Origin of the sequence: Blastochloris tepida (genome assembly GCF_003966715.1) — a bacterium.
Classification (GTDB): domain Bacteria; phylum Pseudomonadota; class Alphaproteobacteria; order Rhizobiales; family Xanthobacteraceae; genus Blastochloris; species Blastochloris tepida.
The window spans coordinates 2,872,270-2,891,467 of record NZ_AP018907.1 but is presented as its reverse complement, the minus strand read 5'-3'; the positions used below and the strand labels follow the sequence as shown (position 1 = coordinate 2,891,467).

Sequence of the window (19,198 nt, the reverse complement as noted above, 5' to 3'; positions counted from 1 at the left end):
CGATCACGCCCGCATGGCTCCCGGTGGGCGCTTGAAGCAACTCCGCCTCCACACCGCCGACCCCCGTGCTCCGTCTCAGATGGAGCGCATCGAATCAAGAACTGCAGAGGCCTGTCAGGTTTTCTGGAACCATCCATGGGGTGGCGCATGACGCCACAACTCTCGCGTCTCAGGAGCGGAGCGACGAGGCGCTCCTTGCGCGCCCGACAGTGACCGACGCGGCCCGCGTACGCCAACCCGTCATGTCGTTCCTACGAACCCGGAATCGATCCGGCTGAAGACATGTGATACCAACGGCCGCGAACGCGGACCGTTGGTCCCGGTCGCGGATTTTCGTGAAATCTCTGATTTTCCAAAAGAAAATCCGCGAGTGTCAACGGCCCCACGCGTCAGCGACTGGGGCCGTTGGTATGATTTCAGATGGGTTGTGAAGTTCGCTGCTCGTCCTTATCGAAATCAATCCTTGGAAGTGACAGCATGAGCGTGAGTTCCCTCGTTCTCAGGGTAGCCGGAAGGCCGCGTTCATGCGCTGGACAGGGATGACAGTTCCACTCGTCATCAGCACGATCAGTCCGCGTTCGGCGCCGGTCATGTCGAGGTAGGCACGGATCTGCGCGCGATAGTGATCGAGGGTCTGAGGATCGGGATTCACGTCGCTCTTCCAATCGACGACAATGGCGGGACGACCATCGGCGGTGAGGGTCAGCGCGTCCGCGATTCCGGCGGTCGCCGTTTCCTCGCCATCATCTGCGTGGGCGGCGTAAACGGGAAACTCGGCGTGCAGCGCCGGGCGCAACGCCGCGATCTCCGGCAGCGCCAAGGTTCGGACGACGCAGCCGGCCAATTCTTCGGCCGCCAGCCCCGTTGCCGGATCGGCAACGGGGGAACGGCCGAGCGCACGGATGAGGTCGTGAGCGCGTTCGGTGAGGACTGTTGCGGCCTCATCGGTTTCCCCGCTCAGGACCTCTTCCATGAGCTTGTGCAGGATCAACCCACGCTCGCGGCTACCCTTAATGGCGACCGTCGTCTCCGGATTTCGCGGTTGATCATCGGCGCTGCCGGCCCAGATGGTGACCTCGTCTTCCTGGAGCACAGCGCCGGAGGCGCTCTCATCGCGACTCGGCGCCAGCCAAGTGAGGTGCGTCTGCCGGGCAGCAATTGCCGCGGCCTCGGCCGCAAAGACGTCGCGTGTCTGGACGTTGCCCGGATCGGCGCTAGCGGCCGCTTGGACAAGCGGCAAATGGGAAACGTCAATGCTGGGAAGATCAGCGAGGGAAAGATCGACGAGGCCGATCCAGGCTGACTTGGTCGGCTTCGCATCGAGTCGGGGCAGGACGAGAAGTTCGCGGGCACGCGTCGCTGCGACATACCACAGCCGGACGCGCTCGCGATCCAGTTCCTCTTTTTCCGCTTGACGCACGATGTCACACCCCCCCGGTGCGACACCCAGGACCGGGCAATAGAAGGTCCCGGTCTGGCGGTCGATCACCGCGCTGTCGGAGCGCATGACGCTGGTCATGGTGTTGACGGGTATGACGATCGGCCATTCAAGGCCCTTGGCGGCGTGCATCGTGAACAGCGCGACGGCCTCCTCCTGTGCATCGGGCCGACCTTCGATGGCGCGCGCCTCGTCGGTCCAGGCCGCAGTCATCGCCTCGGCGAAGGCGCGAAGACCGCGCACGGCGTAGCCAGTCGAAAAGTTCAGGTAGAGATCGACATTGGCGAGTGCGCGTTCTGCCTGGCCGCGATGACGACCGAGCAGAATTGGCCGAACTCGCATGACGTCGACCGCCTGTGTGAGAAGCTCATATGGCGTCGTGGAGTTGCCACATCTGTAGAGGGCCTGCAGCTTCTCGAAGGTCTCGCGCGCGAGCGGGTGAGCGATGGCGGCGGGATCGACGCCGAGATCGAGACGAGGGATGCGGTCGGGCTCATCTTCGGAACGCGGAAGCGCCCAGACGATATCCAGGAGCTCCTCTTCGCTAAGGCCGACCAGGGGGCCCCGCAGCAGTGCGCCGAGCGCCAGCGTATCCCGTCGGTCGGCGAGAACCCTGGTCAACGCGATCAGGTCCTGGACTTCCTGGCGCTGGAAGAGGCCTTTCCCGGCCTGCGTCGCCACCGGGATGCCTCGGCACTCCAACGCTTCTTCATAGCGCCACAGCTCGGTGCCGGTTGGCGCCAGCAAAGCGATGTCACCGGCTTGGCACAGACGCTGCGCGCCGCTGCGCCGGTCGAGGATGCGATGGCTGCCGATCAGCCGCGCGCACAGTTCGGCCACCGCATCGGCTTCGGCATCACGTTGTTGCTCGGCGCTGGCCTTGCCATTCTCGTCGGCGCCGGCGACGTCGAGGGCCGCAACGCAGAGACCCTCGTGAGGGTCATTGTGGAACGGATCAAGGGCGGTGAAACCGGGCTGCCCGTTGGCCGACAGCACGGTCTCGAAGCGCTCGTTGACGAATGTGAGGATCGAGGCGCAGGAGCGGAAATTTGTCGAAATCGATAGGAGACTGTCCGGATCCTGCGCGCGGAAGGCGTCGCGGGCCTGCACATAGGCGCCAACGTCGGCACCGCGGAAGCGATAGATCGCCTGCTTGGGATCTCCAACCAGGAAGAGCGCGCCCGGTCGAATCCGGAACGTGGTCCAGTCGCCGTCGTCTGCGGCGGGATCGCCACACAGCCGCCAGAAGATCTCGGTCTGGAGGGGATCGGTGTCCTGGAACTCGTCGACGAGAACATGCGCAAAGCGCCGCCCCAGCGCGCGCCGGACATCGTCATGGTCGCGCAGAAGGTCGCGCGCGGCGAAGATCAGATCGTCGAAGTCGAGCTGTGCGCTCGCGCGCTTGTACTCTCGGTAGTGCCGCAGGATCGGACGCGCTTCCTCGATCAGCGCCGCCAGAACATGACCGGCCGCCGCCTCAAGGAGCGAGGTCCAGGCATTGCAGCAGGCAGTGTAGTGGCTCTCGGCGGCGATGTTCAGCCGCTCCCCATCGGCCTTGGAAAGGCCCGCATGCTTCGCCGCCTCGAGCCACTTCCCCTTTTTGCGATACGCGGCGAATGCGCCGGAACCGATGCAAAGCTCCGGATTTGGACGTGAGATCAGAATCCCAATCAGCCCCGAGGGCGTCGTCGCGGCCGGCAACCCGGCAAGCGCGATCGCCATCTCTGTGAACCGCTCGACGACCGCTGCTGTTTCCGGTTCGCTGGCCGCCGCTCTGCGGATGAAGGCCTCGAAATCCGCCACCGCTTTGCGGAAGGCGGTGAGATGGCCGTCGATCGGAGATGCCGGGGGCGCAACGAGGGCGCGATGGCGACGGAGATTCTCGGCGATCGTGCGGATGAGCGTCAAGGCACGGTCGCGATCTTGCAAGACCATTTCGGCGAGAATGCCGCCACTTTCGCCCGACAGGCGCTCCTTCAGCCAGCCATCGACGATCTCCCTGAAGATGAGATCGGCCTGATCGCGGTCCATGACGTCGGCGCCGGGATCGATGTCGGCCTCCGCCGGATAGGGTTTGATCAGGCGTTGGCAGAAGCCGTGGATGGTCGAGCAGGTGATTTCGTCGATTGCCGCGCTGCCCACCTTGAGATTGTCCTGCTGCGCCTGTGACAGGCCATGGGGCAGCGCAATACGCAGTTCGGCCGCGATCTTGCCGGCCGAGAGGTCGGCAACAAATTCCCGAACCCGCGAGAGAAGCTCGCTGGCCGCCAACTCCGTGAAGGTGACGGCGGCGATGGCGCGCGGTGGGATGCCTTCGGCGAGCATGAGGGCAATGCGCCCGGCCATGACGGCGGTCTTTCCCGAGCCTGCACCGGCTTCGACCAGGAACGAACGATCATGGACGCTGATCGCCTCTCGGCGTGCGTCATCATCCCTGAGGGCTCGGGCCCCGGAGCTCATCATTCGGCCTCCCAGACCAGAGCGACGTCACCGAGCATTTCGGTGGCAGCCGGCAGTTTGCGTCTGCAGTAAGTGGCGCTGGCGTTCGCCGGCAGGGCGAAGGCAAGATCGTCAAAGCCACCGCCGGTGTCGGGACCTGGCAATGCCGCGCCGCCAGCGAGGCTGGTCCTCGCCGCGCGGAGAAAAGCGGCAATCTCCGCGAGCGCCGCTTCGGGGTCTTCGAGCTGGAGGTCGACCCGTTCACGAGGATACAGCAGCGAAGCGCTGATCGCGACGTCATCGCCCAGCAACGCCTTCACCGCGAACGCATAGAGGCAGCGCTGAAGTTCCTGTCCACCGTTCAGCCGGATTGCGGTCCGAGGCGGGCGGCCGGTCTTGTAGTCGCGAACCAGCGCACGCTTGCCGTCGCCGGAGACATCGAGCCGATCAATGTAGCCGGCAATGTTGAAACCCGTGTCTGGGATTGTGACCGGCACGTCGGGATCCCAAGGCGCCCTCGCGTCCGACTTGGGATCGATCCCGCCGAACGGCACCTCGCCATAGGAGCGGGCGTCCGGAAGCGGGTCGTCGTCGTAGGACAGGGCCTGCTCCGCCGCCACTCGGACCTCGTCCAGAGTGCGCCGCCAGATGACGGTCGGCGGAGGCGCCCGCTCGCTTTCCCATTCGGCGGCGACGAGCCCGGCGGCGCGATCCACGGCAGTGGCAATCGCGGCGGAGTCGGCTGCCGCCAGTCCGCCCGCACCCTCCAGGTCGCGCAAGGCGCGCTCAAGCACCGAGTGGACCAGTTCACCCATGTCCAGTGCCTCGAGGACCAACCGCTCGGCGCTGCTTTGCGGCGCGCGCCAGCCGAACGCATAGACCCAGACGTAGCTCAATGGGTTGCGCAGGAGGCGCTTGAGCGAGCTGGCGGACTGGGTGCGGGTCAGGATTGCGAGAATGAGCGGATGATTGGTCCGGACGAGTCCGTCATGCGCCGTGATCTCGGAGCGCTGCCAGTTGTGCCAGCAACCGAGCGCGCTGACCGCCTGTGGAGCGGCGCTGAACTCCTGCGGCCGGGCCATGAGGCGGTCGGTCTCGCTGAAGGCATGCAAGGGGACCGCATGGCGGCGAAGATAGGTTTCTTCGCGACGATCGGCGAGGAGGGGGCTGCGCCCCAACAGGCGTCCGTCGCTGCCGCGCCGCGCGCGCGAAAGAACGACTTCGCCGGACGTGGTGGCCAGGATCGTCTCGAAGTCCCGGCGATCGGCGAGGTTCACCGGAAGCGGATCGAGCTCGGCGGTCGGGATGATATGGTCCGGGATGAGACGGTCTTCGACAATCCCGCGCGGCCAGCGCGAGGAGTTCATCCCAACAAGGCGCACGAAGCGGCGGGGAGACGCCGCGAGCGCGCTGGCTGGCATCCAGGCGACGGACACGCAGGCCTCAAGTCCGTCATCCTGCCTCAGGGATTCGAGGGTGGCGTCGAGCGACGTGGCTGGCCCGGCGAGAAGTGCCTTGCGCCAGATGGCGAGCGCGCGGCCATTGAGAAAGGCTTCGCCGATTTCCGATGCGGCGTCCGGTCCCTTGGCAAGCAAGTCGACGGCCGCGCGCAAGGCGGGGGTGTGATCGGTGCTGTCCGGCCAGTCCTCGGGCTCCAATCGCGCCAGCAGGCGGTTCCAGGCAGTCGGCGTCGACAAGGGGGCATCGGTCGGCAGGACGCGCAGCCAGCCTTCGGGCAGGGATTCGAACGGTGCCGTTTCACGACATAGCGCGGCGAGGCGCCGGAGACGGGTCTGCGACAGGCCACGAACCAGGATGTCCGCCAGCGCGGCCGCCGCCTGTCCCTCGCGGGTGCTGACGACCTTGACGCCGTGGACGAAGTGCAGGTCGATATTGGCGTCCGCCCGCAGGGCCAGGAAATGATCGTCATAGTCGGCCGGCGAAGCGGTTGCGATCGCGATGTCCGAAGGGACTGCCCGGCCGGAGGCCAGAAGCGATCGCACCCATCGCATGGCCTCGATGGCTTCGTGATAGGCCGTCGCCGCGCTGACGGCGACGATCGTCGGGGTTTCCGCCGGCGCGCGCGCCACAGTGACGCCCGTATCTCGCAGCCAGTCCGGCACCGTCCTCGGCCCGGCCGTCCACTGCACGGGGATGTGCGCCGTGAGCGCCTTCAGGAGTGGGCGCCAGCAGGGCGAGAGTTCCGTCAGGCCGACGATCTCCATCGGTCCCAAGACGGCAGGTGCGTGGCCAATGCGGCGAATGGCGGCGTCGACGATGTCGACAGGTCGCAGCATGCCAGGTGGAAGCTGGCCGAGGACCGCCGTTTCCAACCGAGCGATAGCGTCAAGCCTCGGATGGTCGGCCGCGCGCGCCGCAAGGTCGATGCCGGCGCGCCAAGCCTTGTGCAGCGTGTCGGCGGCCGCGTCGATCATGCCGGGGAGCGACTTGATGCCCTCCAGTTCCCCCATCGGCGTCTCCGGCAGGACCGTCTGGATCGCCACGCGCAGGCTTTCGGGATCGATTGGTCTGGCGAAGCCTCCCGCGAGCCGTACCGCGGCCTGCTCGAAGGACATGACCTGCAGACCGTGCTGCCCGGCGCGGGCCGCCGCCAAGCGACGCTCCCGCATGGCGAGGCGGCCGTGGACGACCAGGGTGGATCGACTTGCGACGGACATGGCTGCTGTTCCGCTCAGGGTTCGTCTAGAAATAACTGAATCGACCGAAATGTGGCTCTTCCTGTAACATGCACAATCGGTTCTGATCGACTGTCGCCGACGGTTACAATCTCGACCCTCCGATTCAGGTGCTGACTTGAACTTCGGACCCGCATTGGAACTGTGACCGGTTGTAACCCCTTGTTCACGCCGCAAACCCGATCGGCCTGCGGGCGCCCGGCTTGGCATCCGATTCCTGTTTCAACCAATCGGCGGCCCGTGTCGGATCCGAGAGCCCCATAACGGAAGCCTTGCGGATGACGACCGCGAAGTCGCCGGGCGTCAGGTTCTCGATGCGCAGCAGCCAGTGCGGCGGTGCGACACCGAATGCCTGACGAAACGCAGCCGCAATCTGCGCCGACGTCATCGGCAGAAATCGCACCTTGAACAGAAACCGCCGCAGGGTCGCAGGATCGAACGCGTCAATCGCGTTCGTCGTACAGGCGAAGGGCTGCGGATGACGCTCCATCCAGGTCAGCATCTCGTTGACCTGGGTGATCTCCCACGACCGCGTAGCGAAGCCGCGATCCCGCAACAGCGAGTCCGCCTCATCGAGGATCAGGAACGCCCCGGTATCCGCAGCTTCCTCGAACGCCGCCGCGATCGCCTTCTCCGAACCGCCGACATACATCGACAACAGATCGGACGATCGCTTTTCCAGCACGTCGAGCCCGAGCCGCTCGGCAAGATGGCGGGCGTAGGCGCTCTTGCCGGTGCCAGGCGGCCCCGAGAAGCAGAACGACATCGCGCGCGTCGGGCTGTTCGCCACCGCGTCGGCAAGCGTCGCAAGGTTCTGGTCGGCCTCCGACAGTGTGGGATCGAACGCCATCGGTGCCGCGAACGCCGGTGCCCGGGGACCGGAAATCGCTCGCTGCGCAGCCTCGGTGACGACATGGACGGTCGCAGCCCCGCCGCCGATCCGCTTGGCGGTTCGCAACGCGCTATCCAGAATCGAGGGAACCACCTCGGCGCGGGCCAGCCCCTGGATCTCCGCAGGTGTCAGCGTCACGCGATGGCGGGCGGCGGCCCTGGCGACGATGCGTGCCCGGATGGCCGTGCCAGCCTTCGGGAAGTTCAATACGAAGGCCATCCGGCGGATGATGGGTTCGCCAATCCGTTCGGGATTGTTGGTGATCCAGATCGTCGGCGTCGATATGCATTCGACGAGGCGATTCATGAAGACCTTCGAACCCCGGCGGTATGAGCCTTCGCCGGTGTCGACACCACAGAATATGTCATCCGCCTCGTCAACGACGCTGACGATTCCGCCTGTGCGTCCACCGAGGGCATCCATCAGCGCCAAGGCGGCAATCCGCGAGCCGCGCGTCGGTTCAGGATCGCCGTCCTTGTCCCGCTCCCCCACGAACTGCGCGACGGCTCCGGCGGCTTCCGCCGCGAGGTGGGCGAATTCCGTCTTGCCTGTCCCCGGTGAACCGACGAACAGGATGTTCACTCCACGCCTGCGGCGCACGATCGCCTCGCGCAAGATGCGGATTGCCATTCCGCAGTCCTCTTGCATGTGCGCGAAGTCTTCGAGAGTTAGCGATGAACACCGCTTCGGCCCAACCAGACAGGCGACAAGCCGCTCAGGATCCTCGGTTCGCTGTCTCAGGAAAGCCTGGACGGACTTTGACAGCGCGTAGTCACGCCCTCCGCGATCCTCGACGAGCCCGAGTTGCAGAAGGGGAGCTCCGTCGTTGAGGCAAAGTTTCAATTTCTTCGGATCGTAATCGACGCTCCTCGCGAGAAATGGGAGCGGAATTTCATCGGATGCTGTACCGGGAGAATACGGCGCAAGCCCATGAACGAGAGCATGAACGGCCTCATGCAGGTAGAACCGGGCGAACACGCCCAGCACAGCGCGCTCAATGGTTCTCAACCGGAGTCTCTCGCCAAGCCAGTTCAGCCGCCGCTCCAGGCGGGATGGGGCAGAACAGCGATATGTCGTGTTTTGTCCCAAAGCCGCGATGAGATCCTGCGACAAGTAGCTCATCATTGTTTCATTTGCGCCTGCCTCCTTCACCATCTTGGGGTCAATGCGCGGACTGTCTCTCCCGAGAAGCTTTTCGTGTTCCTGAAACCAAGCGATGACCTTGCGAGGCTCATACGGAACCGTCTTGTCGCTGAGCACCCTGGCCGCCAGGCGCCGGATAAAGTCGCGTTCGAAATTGTCCATCTTGGTCTCCCAGGATTGAATGAGTGATAGCAATCGAGTGCGTCAGAAGCGGACGCACCTTCAATCGCTGCGAAAGGCGCTCGGCCCCGATCGCCGCCCTAAAGGCGATGCGACCTCTGCGTCGCCAAACGACCGGGCCGGCGATGGACCGGGGACAACCGACCTCGATCGCTTGGGTGGCTCCCCGGCTGTCTGTGCCGCACAGCCGTGGGATCGCACTGGGGATGACGGGTCCAGCCGTCAAACGACGGAAACCAAGGAATTTTGGCCAGCATGCTGCTGATCGCTGAACCGGATCGCTCAAACCCTTCGGCCGGGTGGCTTTAACCCCGCGTACAAATCGGGATTCCCGCGATCTCGGGCCCTCCGGAATCTCATGCCGGCGCGGGCCCGCAATGACTTTGTGACCCATTGAACACTTGGTGCCTATCCTCGCTCATTTCGTTTGACTAGTTTATCGTTTCGGGACGTCAGATTCGGTCGTATTCGAAGGGGTTCAAATGCGGTGGGAAAAGGCCGCGGATTTGGTTCGCCTCGCCCGCCTCTTGGCTGGCAGTGCGGAAGGGTTGACCCTCGACGAGATGGCAATGGAACTCGGCGTCTCGCGTCGAACCGCCGAGCGCATGCGTGATGGTGTCAGCTTGATTTTCGGAGCCCTGGAGGAGCGCGACGATGGCCGCATGCGCCGGTTCCGCCTGGCCGGCGGGCTCGACCGTTTCCTGACAGCCCCCACGGCGGTAGAGATGGCCGAGTTGAAACATGCTGCCAAACTGATCGGGATGAATGCCCCCGATCGTGCCGCGCATCTGCGCTCTCTCTATGAGAAAATCGCGACCCGGCTGCGCTCGCACGAGAGATTCCGTCTCGAAACGGATGTCGAAGCGCTGATGCGGGCCGAGGCCCTGGCGCGTCAGGTCGGGCCGCGACCGCGGATCGAAGAAACGCTGCTGTCCGCTTTGCGAGATGCGCTGCTCCGAGAGCGCGCCGTGCGCTTCAGTTACGGCGGCGAGACCTCGAACCGGCGACGGCATACCGTCGTTCCATACGGCCTGCTCTTTGGACAGCATGCCTATCTTGTCGGGGCGAGCATCAAGAAGACGAAGCCAGTTCTGTGGCGCCTCGACCGTGTGTCCGCGATGGAACTCACCGATCAGGTCGCCCGGCCACCCGAAGACTTTGATCTTGATGCGTTCGCCAACATTTCATTCGGAACCTATCAGGAAGAGCCGGTTGACATCGTGCTCCGCTTCTCACCGGAAGCCGCGCCGGATGCGAAGACCTTCGTCTTCCATCCGACACAGTCGGTCACGGACGATCTCGACGGCAGCACGGTCGTTCGCTTCCGGGCCGGCGGCCTCCTCGAAATAGTCAACCACCTGTTCACGTGGGGCAGCACCGTCACTGTCATCGCGCCGGCGGAACTCAGGCAGATGATGTGCGACAGACTGCGGACGGCCTTCGAGCATCACCGTGAATGCTGATTGAGAAATGTTCCAATCGGCTCCTCGCCCAAGGGCCCGCTCACCTCAAGCAGGTCGTCGAACCGGATGGAAAGCCGGTCCGAACAGGGCCGTTTCGATGTGGAACTGTGCCTTGCGCATCCTCGTCACGAGTTGCCGAAATCTGGGGACGAGGAGGCCGCAACCCGTCCGAGGATTGCCTATCGGTAGGTGAGGATGGATACTACCGGTAGCAATCTGTGTTCAACTCAAAAGACGAGTCGGGGTTGGGAATGGACGCTGCAACGCTCGGAAGACTGATATCCGATCACGCGGCTCTGCGGCGGCGGCAAAGTCTGCAGCCGGTCGGCGGGCGTGGGGACAAGATTTTCCCACCGACCTATCCAGGCGAAGGCCGCAACGCTCCGCCCCGCCACGTTTTCGAACGCCGCCGGATCGACGGCGCCGAAGTGTGGTGCGTCCTGGTCGACAGTGTCCAATCGCAGGCCAACAGGCTCGAGGAGAGCCTGCTTGCGGCGGCGCGCGAGGGTGTGGTGAAGCTGCCCTACGTCGTCGTCGACTTCCGCGGCACCGGGATCGAGGGGCTCGAGGAGATCACGTCCCTCGACGCGCCGCACCGGGTCTACGACGCCATCCTGCGCGACAGCCTGCTCGACGAATTGCCGTTCATGAAGAGCCCGCTCGGCGAACGCCTCGCCAAGGCCAAGCCGGAGAATGCGACGGCGCTGCTGGAGGCCTCGCCGAATGCGCTGCTGTTCGGGGCGTGGCATTCGACCGGCGAGGGCGGCGGGCTCGGCGCCAAGTTCGCACGCTGCCTGACCTCGGAATTGGTGGCGGTGAATGCGCCGGCGGACGAGATCGCTGACCGGCGGTCGGGCGAATTCGAAGCCCGCACCGCCGGCCGGCGGACCGGCAGCCGCATCGATCCGCTCGGCATCCTGCGCAAGGTCGAGGTGTTCAAGGGCGAGAGCGGCTGGGACGTCACCGAGGCCGGCGCCGGCAAGAAGGCCAAGAAGGTTCGGCCCTCGGAGATCAACCACGGCAACATCGCGCCCTCTGTCCAGCCGCTCGGCGTCACCTGCGACCGCGTCGAGCACACGATGGTGCTCGGCTTCGCGGCGCTCCGCCGCCTGCGGTTCGGCACGCCGGAACGCGATGTTGCCGGGCGGACGCTGCTCGCCGCGCTCGGCATCCTCGCGGTGCTGGAGCAGGACCGGCGCGGCTATGCGCTGCGGTCGCGCTGCGAACTGGCGCCGGAGGGGGCCGCCGGCCTGGAGTTGGTGCGCTCGGACGGCACTGCGGAGCCGTTCGGGATCGACCAGGCCGGCGCCCGCGCGCTCTATGCGGAGGCCTTCGCGGCGGCCGAGCGCGCCGGCTTCACGTTTCCACCGGCCCCGATCCGTCTCGTGCCTCAGCCCAAGCTCGTCGCCGTCGTGCGCGAGAGCCAGCGCCTCGCGCTGGTCGGGGAGGGCGGCGAGGCGGAGGACGAGGGCAAATGACCCTCGTCCTCGAGGTCGAGTTTCTCGCGGGCGTCGCTTTCGCAGCCGTGGGTCCAGACAGCGACCGGCCCGACTGGCCGCCGCAGCCCGACCGGGTGTTCTCGGCGCTGGTGGCGTCGTGGGCCGCGCGCGGCGCGCGTGCGGACGAGGCCGAGGCGTTGCGCTGGCTGGAAGCGCGGCCGGCACCGCGCATCGTCGCTTCGCCGGCGGCGGCGCGGTCGGCGCCGGCCAGCTTTGTGCCGCCGAATGATCCCGAGACCGGCCGAAAGGGGAACGTCGCCGTACTGCCCGGCTTCCGGGCGCGCCAGCCGCGGCGTTTCCCGGCGGCGCGGCCGCACGATCCAATCGTGCGCTTCGTGTGGGCCGATGCCGATCCCGACCATGCCACTCTTGCCGCGCTCGACGCGCTCGCGATGGATACCGCCTATGTCGGGCATTCGGCCAGCCTCACCCGCTGCCGGTTCCGGCGGGAGATCGAACCCGACGCGTTTGCCGACGCGCGCCCGGCTCAGCGCCGTGTTTATGACGGGCGGCTGGCCGAGCTGACGGCCGCGTTCGAGGCTGGTCGGCGGCCTTCGCAAGGCGCTCGGGTTGCGCCCGTGCCCGTGGTCGGGGCGCCGCCGCGCCAAAGCGTGTTCGACAGCCGCTGGCTGCTGCTCGAGGATGTCGATGGCAAGATGCGGGATATCCGCGCCGCGGCGCTGGTGGCCAAGGCGATCCGCGACACGCTGCTCGACGGCTATGGCAGCCTCGGGGTTCCGCGCGAGCGCATTCCGGAGATCGTCTCGGGCCATATGCCGGACGGTGCGCCGACCCGCGTCCCCCACCTCGCCATCGTACCGCTGGCCTTCGTCGGCGCCCGCCATGCCGATGGCCGCGTCCTCGGCTTCGCGCTGGTGCCGCCGCGCGGCAGCGGCCTCCTCGACGATCCGGAATTTCTCGCCGCCTTGCGGAGCAAGGCCGAGCTGATCGAAGAGCGCGGTCGGCGCATCATGGAGGTCGCATCGCCGGAGGGCACGCCGCGGGACCGGGCATTCCGCATTGAGCTGTCGCCGACCTTGCGCGCCGAGCGCGCCTCGCTGGAGCCTGCGCCCTATCTCGGCCCGGCGCGGACCTTCGCCACGGTGACGCCGATCGTGCTCGACCGTCACCTCAAGGCGCGCGGGCCGGCGCGCCGCGCCGAAATCGTCGAGCAGATCGTCGCCGCCTGCCGCAACACCGGCCTGCCGGACCCTGAGATCATCACTGCGGACGGGGCCACCCTCGCGGCGGTGGTCCCGGACAAGCATTCCGCATTCGAGGGCGCGGTGTCCGCGTGGCCATCCGGCAACGCGCCATCCTGGACGCGCTGGCGCCTGCCGGCGTCCCTCGCCAGCCGGTCGCTGGTTCACGCCGTGATCCGCTTTGCCGAGCCGGTCGCGGGGCCGGTGATCCTCGGGGCCGGACGGTTCGTCGGCCTCGGGCTGCTGCGCGTCCTGGAGGAGGAGGTCGAGCCGTGACCGCGACCCTCGGCGCCGACGATTTTGCGACCTTCTTCGGCGATATCCACGGTTCCCCGCCGTTTCCGTGGCAGGTGAGCCTGCTCCGGCAGGTTGCTCGCGATGGGCATTGGCCGGCGTTGCTCGATCTGCCGACCGGCAGCGGCAAGACCGCGGCGCTCGACGTCGCGGTGTTTCACCTCGCGCTGGAGGCCGACGAGGGCGCCACACGCCGTGCGCCGCTGCGCATCGCCTTCGTGGTCGACCGCAGGCTGATCGTCGACGATGTTCATGGCCGCGCGCGCCGCATCGCCGAGGCGCTGGCGCAGCCGCAGACGGAGACGGTCGCCCGCGTTGCCGCGCGCCTGAAGCGCATTGCCGGCGAGGACCGCCCGCCGCTGCAGGTGGCGCGCCTGCGCGGCGGCGTGCCGCGCGAGGACGACTGGGCGCGCACCCCGATGCAGCCGACGGTGCTGTGCTCCACCGTCGATCAGGTCGGCTCGCGCCTGTTGTTCCGCGGCTATGGGGTGAGCGACAGCATGAAGCCGGTCCATGCCGGCCTGCTCGGGTCAGACTGCCTGATCCTGCTCGACGAAGCCCATCTCGCCGAGCCGTTCCGGCAGACGCTCGGCCATGTGTCACGCTATCGTGCTGACGGCTGGTTTGACGCCGATCTTGGTGGTCCGGCGCCGTTCGGCGTGGTGCAGCTCTCGGCGACCGCCGGCGAGAGCGGCCCGACTCCTTTCAGGCTCGGCGACGACGACAGAGTTCATGAGGTTCTGAAACGCCGCATCGAGGCCCCCAAGCCGGCGGCGCTGATCGGCCCCGCCAAGGCCAAGGCCGCGGGCGAAGACGAGGCGACCGACGACGAGACCGCCGACACGGAGGAGGCCGAGAGCACGCGGCGCATCGCCACGCTCGCCACGGCGGTCCAGGATGCGCTCAAGACATTGACGGAGCGCGGCATCAGCGCCCCGGCGATCGGGGTGGTGGTCAATCGCGTCGCGCGGGCGCGATCGCTGTTCGAGCGGCTGCGCGCAGACCTGAAGCAAGACGGCATCGAGCCGGTGCTGCTGATCGGCCCGGCGCGGCCGGTGGAGCGTGAAGCGATCGCCGCCGACGCCTTGAAGCCGATCCGCACCGGCGATCCGCGCACGCTCGAAAGGCCGCTGGTGGTGGTGGCGACGCAGTGCATCGAGGCCGGCGTCGATGTCGATTTCGACGGCCTGGTCACCGAGGCGGCGCCGCTCGACGCGCTGCGTCAGCGCTTCGGCCGGCTCAACCGCGCCGGCCGCGCGATCGAGCCGTTCGCGGCGATCGTCGCGGCCAAGCGCGATCTGTCGCCCCGTGCCGACGATCCGGTGTACGGCCCGGCCATCCGCGCCGCCTGGGACTATCTGACGGGTCTGGCGGGTCCTGCCCGAAAAGGCGAGGCGCCCGTTATCGACATGGGCGTTTCCGCGTTCGAGGTGCATGCGGCCGAGACGCAGGTTCCGGCGGCGGCGCTGTCGCCGCGCCCCGACGCGCCGGTGCTGATGCCGGCGCACCTCGACCTCTTCAGCTGGACCGCGCCGGTGCCGCGCACCGGCCCCGAAATCGGGCTTTATCTGCACGGCGCCGATCGCGAGAGCGCCACGGTGACGGTGGCGTGGCGGGCCGATCTCGATCCCGATCTGCCGGACGAGACGCGCCGGCTGCTGACGCTGGTGCCGCCGCGCGCCGCCGAGGCGATCGAACTGCCGGTCTCCGCGGTGCGCCGCTGGCTCGACGCGGTGGCGCGGCAGGCGCGGCTTCGGATGGACCGGGAGCTTGCCGACGTTGCGGCGCGGGCGGGAGAGGATGAGCCGGAGCGCGCGGCGGCATCTCCGGTCGCCTTCCGCTGGGCCGGCGACGACGACCGCTCGGCCTGGATCGCGCCGCGCGACATCCGCCCCGGCGACACCATCGTGGTGCCGGCAGAGCATGGTGGCGTCGACGAATTCGGCTGGAACCCGGCGGCACCGGGTCCGGCCCGCGACGTCGCGGCGCAAGCGGCAAAGCCGTTCGCCGGCCGGCGGTTTGCCGTGCGCATCGCGCCCGGCCTGCTGTCCATTCCGGTCGATCGGGAGGACGGCGAGACCGAGGCCGCAGCCGAAGCCCGCCAGCGCAAAGAGGACAAGGCCCGCGAAGATGCCCTCGCCGACGCCCTCGCCGAAACTTTGGGCCAGCCGTGGGAGGCCGTCCGCGATGCACTTGCCACGCTCGACCTGCCCGAAGACATCAAGGCGGCGCTGAAACGCCTCGAGGACGCCCGCGGACGCAAGCGCGGCAAGGTCGAGGTCTATGTCGACCTCTACGGCGAGGACGACAACGGCCGGCCGCGCGGCGTGGTGCTCGTCGCGCCGTTCGGGCTGAAGGACGAGAAGCCGGAGACCGGCACGGACGACAGCCACCCCGCCGCCACCGAGGACGACGTCGCCGGCTCGATGCCCGGCTTCACGCAAGTGCTCGATGACCATTGCCGGCAGGTTTCGGACTTCGCCGAACGTTTCGCCCGCGGCGCCGGCCTCGCTGAGGACCGCATCGCCGATGTCACGCTCGCAGCCCTGCTGCACGACCTCGGCAAGGCCGATCCGCGCTTCCAGGCGCTGCTCGCCTTCGACGATCCGCTCGGCGGCGATCCGGCCCACCTTCTCGCCAAGTCGGCGCGGCAGGCGCCGCGCGGCACCGCCGAGCGGGTGGACCTGCCGCCGCGCTGGCGGCACGAGGCGCTGTCGGTGCGGCTGGCGCCGCATCACCCGCGCTTCGCCGAGGCGCGGGACCCCGACCTCGTGCTGTGGCTGATCGGCACCCACCACGGCCATGGCCGACCGCTGTTCCCCCACGCCGACGAACGCGATGCGACGGCGCGGACTCTGCCGCTGGCCGGCAACACCATCACATTGCCGGCCGGCCCCGGCCCGCAGTCGCTGGCCTTCGAGCATGACGGGCTCGACTGGGCCGGCCTCTATGAGCGGCTGAAGGCCCGCTACGGCGTGTGGGAACTGGCGCGCTTCGAGGCGGTGCTGCGCCTCGCCGACCACCGCGCCTCGGAGGCCGCGGCCCGCGCCGCCACCGAGGGAGACGCGACATGATCGCCCCGGCCGAGCCCACGACGATCCACCGGCTCGACGGGCTGGAGCCGGACAATTTGCTCGCCTTTCTGGCGCTGCTCGGCCTGCTGCGGGCGCTGGAGGCTGTCGACCGTGCTGGCGGCGCTGCAGAGCTGCGCCCGCGCGCGGCCTGGGACGTCGAGCGCCCGCCGCTGCGCCCGGTGCTGCACCTCGCCCGCCCCCTGACGCAAACCGAAGTGGCCGAGGCCGCTGCCGCCGGTGTCGCGACGCTGGCGTCGGCGCACGAGTTCGACGGCCGGGCCGATCTCGACCATCCGCGTGACGTGGCGCGCGGCCTGCTCGAAGCCGCCGCCGCCAGCCCCGAGGGGCGCGAGCGCGCCGACCTCCTCGCCGCCTTGATGAGCGATGCGGCGGTGAAGGACGCCAAGGACCCCGCAACGGCTCCGGTCGATCCGACGCCGCTGTGCCTGTTGTTCGGCCAGGGCCACCAGCATTTTCTCGACCGGCTCGCCAGCGTGCCGCGCACCGCGGCGCCGCCGCCGCGCGGCCGCGGCAAGGCGGCGGTGACGCTGTCGGCAGCGGACTGCCTGAACGAGGCGCTGTTCAAGCCCTGGCATCGCGACGATCCGACTTTCGCGTTCCGCTGGGATCCGGCCGAGGATGTGCGCTACGCGCTCTTGGCAGGCGATCCCACCGATCCCGCCTACAAGGCCGGCACCCAGCACGGCGCCAACCGGCTGGCGGCGGTCGGCATCGCAGCGCTGACGCTGGCGCCCGAGCCGCGCGCCGGGCGGGTGCGGCCGACGATCCTCGGCGGCATGTCCGACGAGCGCGGCTTCTCCTTCGCTTGGCCGGTGTGGCGCGCGCCCGCCACGCTCGCCGCCATCCGCGCACTGCTCGGCCACCCGGGCCTGCGCCGACCCGACGCGCTCGCCCACCTCGGCGTCGATCACGTGCTGGTGGCGCGGCGCATCTCGGTCGGCAAGTTCATGAATTTCACGCGGGCGCGGGCGGAGGAAGGGTGAGCGTCAGCGACAACCTCAGGTGCCCAACACGTCTCGAAGTCGCTTGACCGACATTCGCCTCCTGCACCTAATGCGTGCAGGAGGTGGCCATGTCTCCGTCCGATACGCGCTCCGATCCGCCGGCGGGGTCCACGCCCGGCGATGATGTCGCCAAGCCGTCTCGTCCCGCCGCCCGTCAGGGCGAGCTGGCGTTGTTTGCGCCGCCGGCCGCCACCGACGAGATGCTGGTGCCGGCGCGCATGGTCAATGAATGGACCTACTGCCCGCGCCTCGCCGTGCTGGAATGGGGCCGCGGCGAGTGGGCCGGCAATGCCGACACCGCCGCCGGCCGCCGCGCCCACAAGGCGACCGAGACCGGCGCCGCCCCCGCGCTGCCCGAACCCGAGGCGCTGCCCGACGACCGCACGCTCAAGACCCGCCGGCTTCTGCTCGCCTCCGAGCGGCTGGGCCTCACCGCCGAACTTGATGTCATCGAGGCCGACGACGGCTGCGTGGTGCCGGTCGACATCAAGACCGGCAAGCGGCCGCACGTCGCCGAGGGCGCGTATCTGCCCGAGCGCGTGCAGGTGTGCGTGCAGGCGCTGCTGCTGCGCGAGGCGGGCTATGTGTGCGATGAGGGCGCGCTGTGGTTCGCCGACAGCCGCGAGCGGGTGCGCGTGGAGCTGACCGACGAGCTGATCGCCACGGCGCTGCGCGCCGCCTCCGACCTGCGGTTGACGGTGGCGTCGGGCCGTCTGCCGCCGCCGCTCGATCATTCGCCCAAATGCGTGCGCTGCTCGCTGCTGCCGATCTGCCTGCCCGACGAGGTCAACTGGTTTCGCAAGGGCGCGATCGCCCGCACGCCGCCGCCGGCCGCGACGCCCGCTTTGCCGCTCTACGTCCAGACGCCGGGCGCGCGGGTGACCAAGAAGGACTTCGCCCTGGTCGTGCAGGTCGAGGGCGAGGCCGACCGCGCGGTGCCGCTCGACGAGGTGTCGGAACTGGTGCTGGCCGGGCCCGTCTCGCTCACCACGCCGGCCGTGCACGAGCTGCTGCGCCGCGACGTGCCGGTGGCGTGGATGTCGTCGGGCTTCTGGTATCTCGGCTCCACCGGCCCGCAGGGGCCGCGGAGCGCCGCCGTGCGCACCGCGCAATATGCGTTCGCCGCCGACGAGGCGCGCCGGCTTGTGTTCGCGCGTGAGCTTGTCGCTGCCAAGATTCGCAATTCGCGCACCATTTTGCGACGCAACTGGCGCGGCGAGGATGGCGAGCGCGGCCCGCTGCTCGACCGCTTGGCCCTGCTCGCCGACCGCACCGCGCGCGCCGAGACCGCAGCCGCGCTGCTCGGCATTGAGGGCGAGGCGGCGGCGCTCTATTTCCGCGCGCTGCCGAAGCTGTTCACCGAGGGTGTTGCGGCGCTGCCGGCGTTTGCCTTCGAGCGGCGCAACCGCCGCCCGCCCGCCGATCCGGTCAACGCCTGCCTGTCGCTGCTCTATGCGGTGCTGACGCGCACGTTCGCCTCGGCAATCTCGGTCGCCGGGCTCGATCCATGGAAGGGCGTCTATCATGTCGAGCGGCCGGGGCGCCCCGCGCTGGCGCTCGACCTCATCGAGCCGTTCCGGCCGGTGCTGGCCGATTCCGCCGTGCTGATGGCGCTCAACAATGGCGAACTGGCGCCGGACGATTTCGTCTCCGCCGCCGGCGGCTGCAATCTGAAGCCCAAGGCGCGGCGCGCGCTGATCGCCGCCTACGAGCGCCGGCTCGACCAGGAGACCACGCATCCGGCGTTCGGCTACCAGGTGTCGATGCGCCGGCTGATCCAGATCCAGGCCCGGCTGTTCGCGCGCTTCGTCTCGGGCGAAATCCCGCGCTATCCGCATTACGTGCCCCGGTGA

The 19,198-nt window shown here is 68.2% G+C and carries 9 protein-coding genes; 6 read left to right on the top strand and 3 right to left on the bottom strand.

Annotated elements, in window-relative coordinates:
• Positions 1-499: 499 nt before the first annotated feature.
• The 3 genes from BLTE_RS13060 to BLTE_RS13050 all read right to left on the bottom strand — a co-directional run bounded on the left by BLTE_RS13060 (position 500) and on the right by BLTE_RS13050 (position 8,770).
• On the bottom strand, positions 500-3,898 hold the full coding sequence (locus tag BLTE_RS13060) for a UvrD-helicase domain-containing protein (protein ID WP_126402202.1): 3,399 nt from the start codon (positions 3,896-3,898) through the stop codon (positions 500-502).
• On the bottom strand, positions 3,898-6,555 hold the full coding sequence (locus tag BLTE_RS13055; protein WP_126401111.1) for a PD-(D/E)XK nuclease family protein: 2,658 nt from the start codon (positions 6,553-6,555) through the stop codon (positions 3,898-3,900). The genes BLTE_RS13060 and BLTE_RS13055 overlap by 1 nt, the downstream gene beginning before the upstream one ends.
• A gap of 184 nt (positions 6,556-6,739) precedes the next feature.
• Complete coding sequence (locus tag BLTE_RS13050) at positions 6,740-8,770, bottom strand: AAA family ATPase (RefSeq protein WP_126401110.1); 2,031 nt, start codon at positions 8,768-8,770, stop codon at positions 6,740-6,742.
• Positions 8,771-9,270: 500 nt separating this feature from the next.
• Between BLTE_RS13050 and BLTE_RS13045 the strand changes: the two genes are divergently transcribed.
• The 6 genes from BLTE_RS13045 (at position 9,271) to cas4g/cas1g (ending at position 19,198) form a co-directional block, all read left to right on the top strand.
• Positions 9,271-10,251 carry a helix-turn-helix transcriptional regulator gene (locus BLTE_RS13045; protein WP_126401109.1) on the top strand — a complete coding sequence of 327 codons (981 nt, stop codon included), beginning with the start codon at positions 9,271-9,273 and terminating at the stop codon, positions 10,249-10,251.
• A 251-nt stretch (positions 10,252-10,502) separates the two neighbouring features.
• Positions 10,503-11,729: a type I-G CRISPR-associated RAMP protein Csb1/Cas7g gene (cas7g, locus tag BLTE_RS13040; protein ID WP_126401108.1), complete on the top strand. Its 1,227-nt coding sequence runs from the start codon at positions 10,503-10,505 to the stop codon at positions 11,727-11,729.
• The gene (gene csb2, locus BLTE_RS13035; RefSeq protein ID WP_126401107.1) at positions 11,726-13,228 is read left to right on the top strand and encodes a type I-G CRISPR-associated protein Csb2; all 1,503 of its coding nucleotides are present in this window, start codon (positions 11,726-11,728) and stop codon (positions 13,226-13,228) included. Before cas7g ends, csb2 begins: the two co-directional genes overlap by 4 nt.
• On the top strand, positions 13,225-16,320 hold the full coding sequence (gene cas3g / locus BLTE_RS13030) for a type I-G CRISPR-associated helicase/endonuclease Cas3g (RefSeq protein WP_126401106.1): 3,096 nt from the start codon (positions 13,225-13,227) through the stop codon (positions 16,318-16,320). Before csb2 ends, cas3g begins: the two co-directional genes overlap by 4 nt.
• Positions 16,317-17,324: a type I-G CRISPR-associated protein, Cas3-extension family gene (locus BLTE_RS13025; RefSeq protein ID WP_126401105.1), complete on the top strand. Its 1,008-nt coding sequence runs from the start codon at positions 16,317-16,319 to the stop codon at positions 17,322-17,324. The genes cas3g and BLTE_RS13025 overlap by 4 nt, the downstream gene beginning before the upstream one ends.
• An 89-nt stretch (positions 17,325-17,413) precedes the next feature.
• On the top strand, positions 17,414-19,198 hold the full coding sequence (cas4g/cas1g, locus tag BLTE_RS13020; RefSeq protein WP_126401104.1) for a CRISPR-associated endonuclease Cas4g/Cas1g: 1,785 nt from the start codon (positions 17,414-17,416) through the stop codon (positions 19,196-19,198).

Bases quoted from the DNA above. Each gene is read 5' to 3' on its own strand.
- BLTE_RS13025 (WP_126401105.1), top strand. From the start codon at position 16,317: ATGATCGCCCCGGCCGAGCCCACGACGATCCACCGGCTCGACGGGCTG.
- csb2 (WP_126401107.1), top strand. From the start codon at position 11,726: ATGACCCTCGTCCTCGAGGTCGAGTTTCTCGCGGGCGTCGCTTTCGCA.
- BLTE_RS13050 (WP_126401110.1), bottom strand. From the start codon at position 8,770: ATGGACAATTTCGAACGCGACTTTATCCGGCGCCTGGCGGCCAGGGTG.
- BLTE_RS13060 (WP_126402202.1), bottom strand. From the start codon at position 3,898: ATGAGCTCCGGGGCCCGAGCCCTCAGGGATGATGACGCACGCCGAGAG.
- cas4g/cas1g (WP_126401104.1), top strand. From the start codon at position 17,414: ATGTCTCCGTCCGATACGCGCTCCGATCCGCCGGCGGGGTCCACGCCC.
- BLTE_RS13045 (WP_126401109.1), top strand. From the start codon at position 9,271: ATGCGGTGGGAAAAGGCCGCGGATTTGGTTCGCCTCGCCCGCCTCTTG.
- cas7g (WP_126401108.1), top strand. From the start codon at position 10,503: ATGGACGCTGCAACGCTCGGAAGACTGATATCCGATCACGCGGCTCTG.
- BLTE_RS13055 (WP_126401111.1), bottom strand. From the start codon at position 6,555: ATGTCCGTCGCAAGTCGATCCACCCTGGTCGTCCACGGCCGCCTCGCC.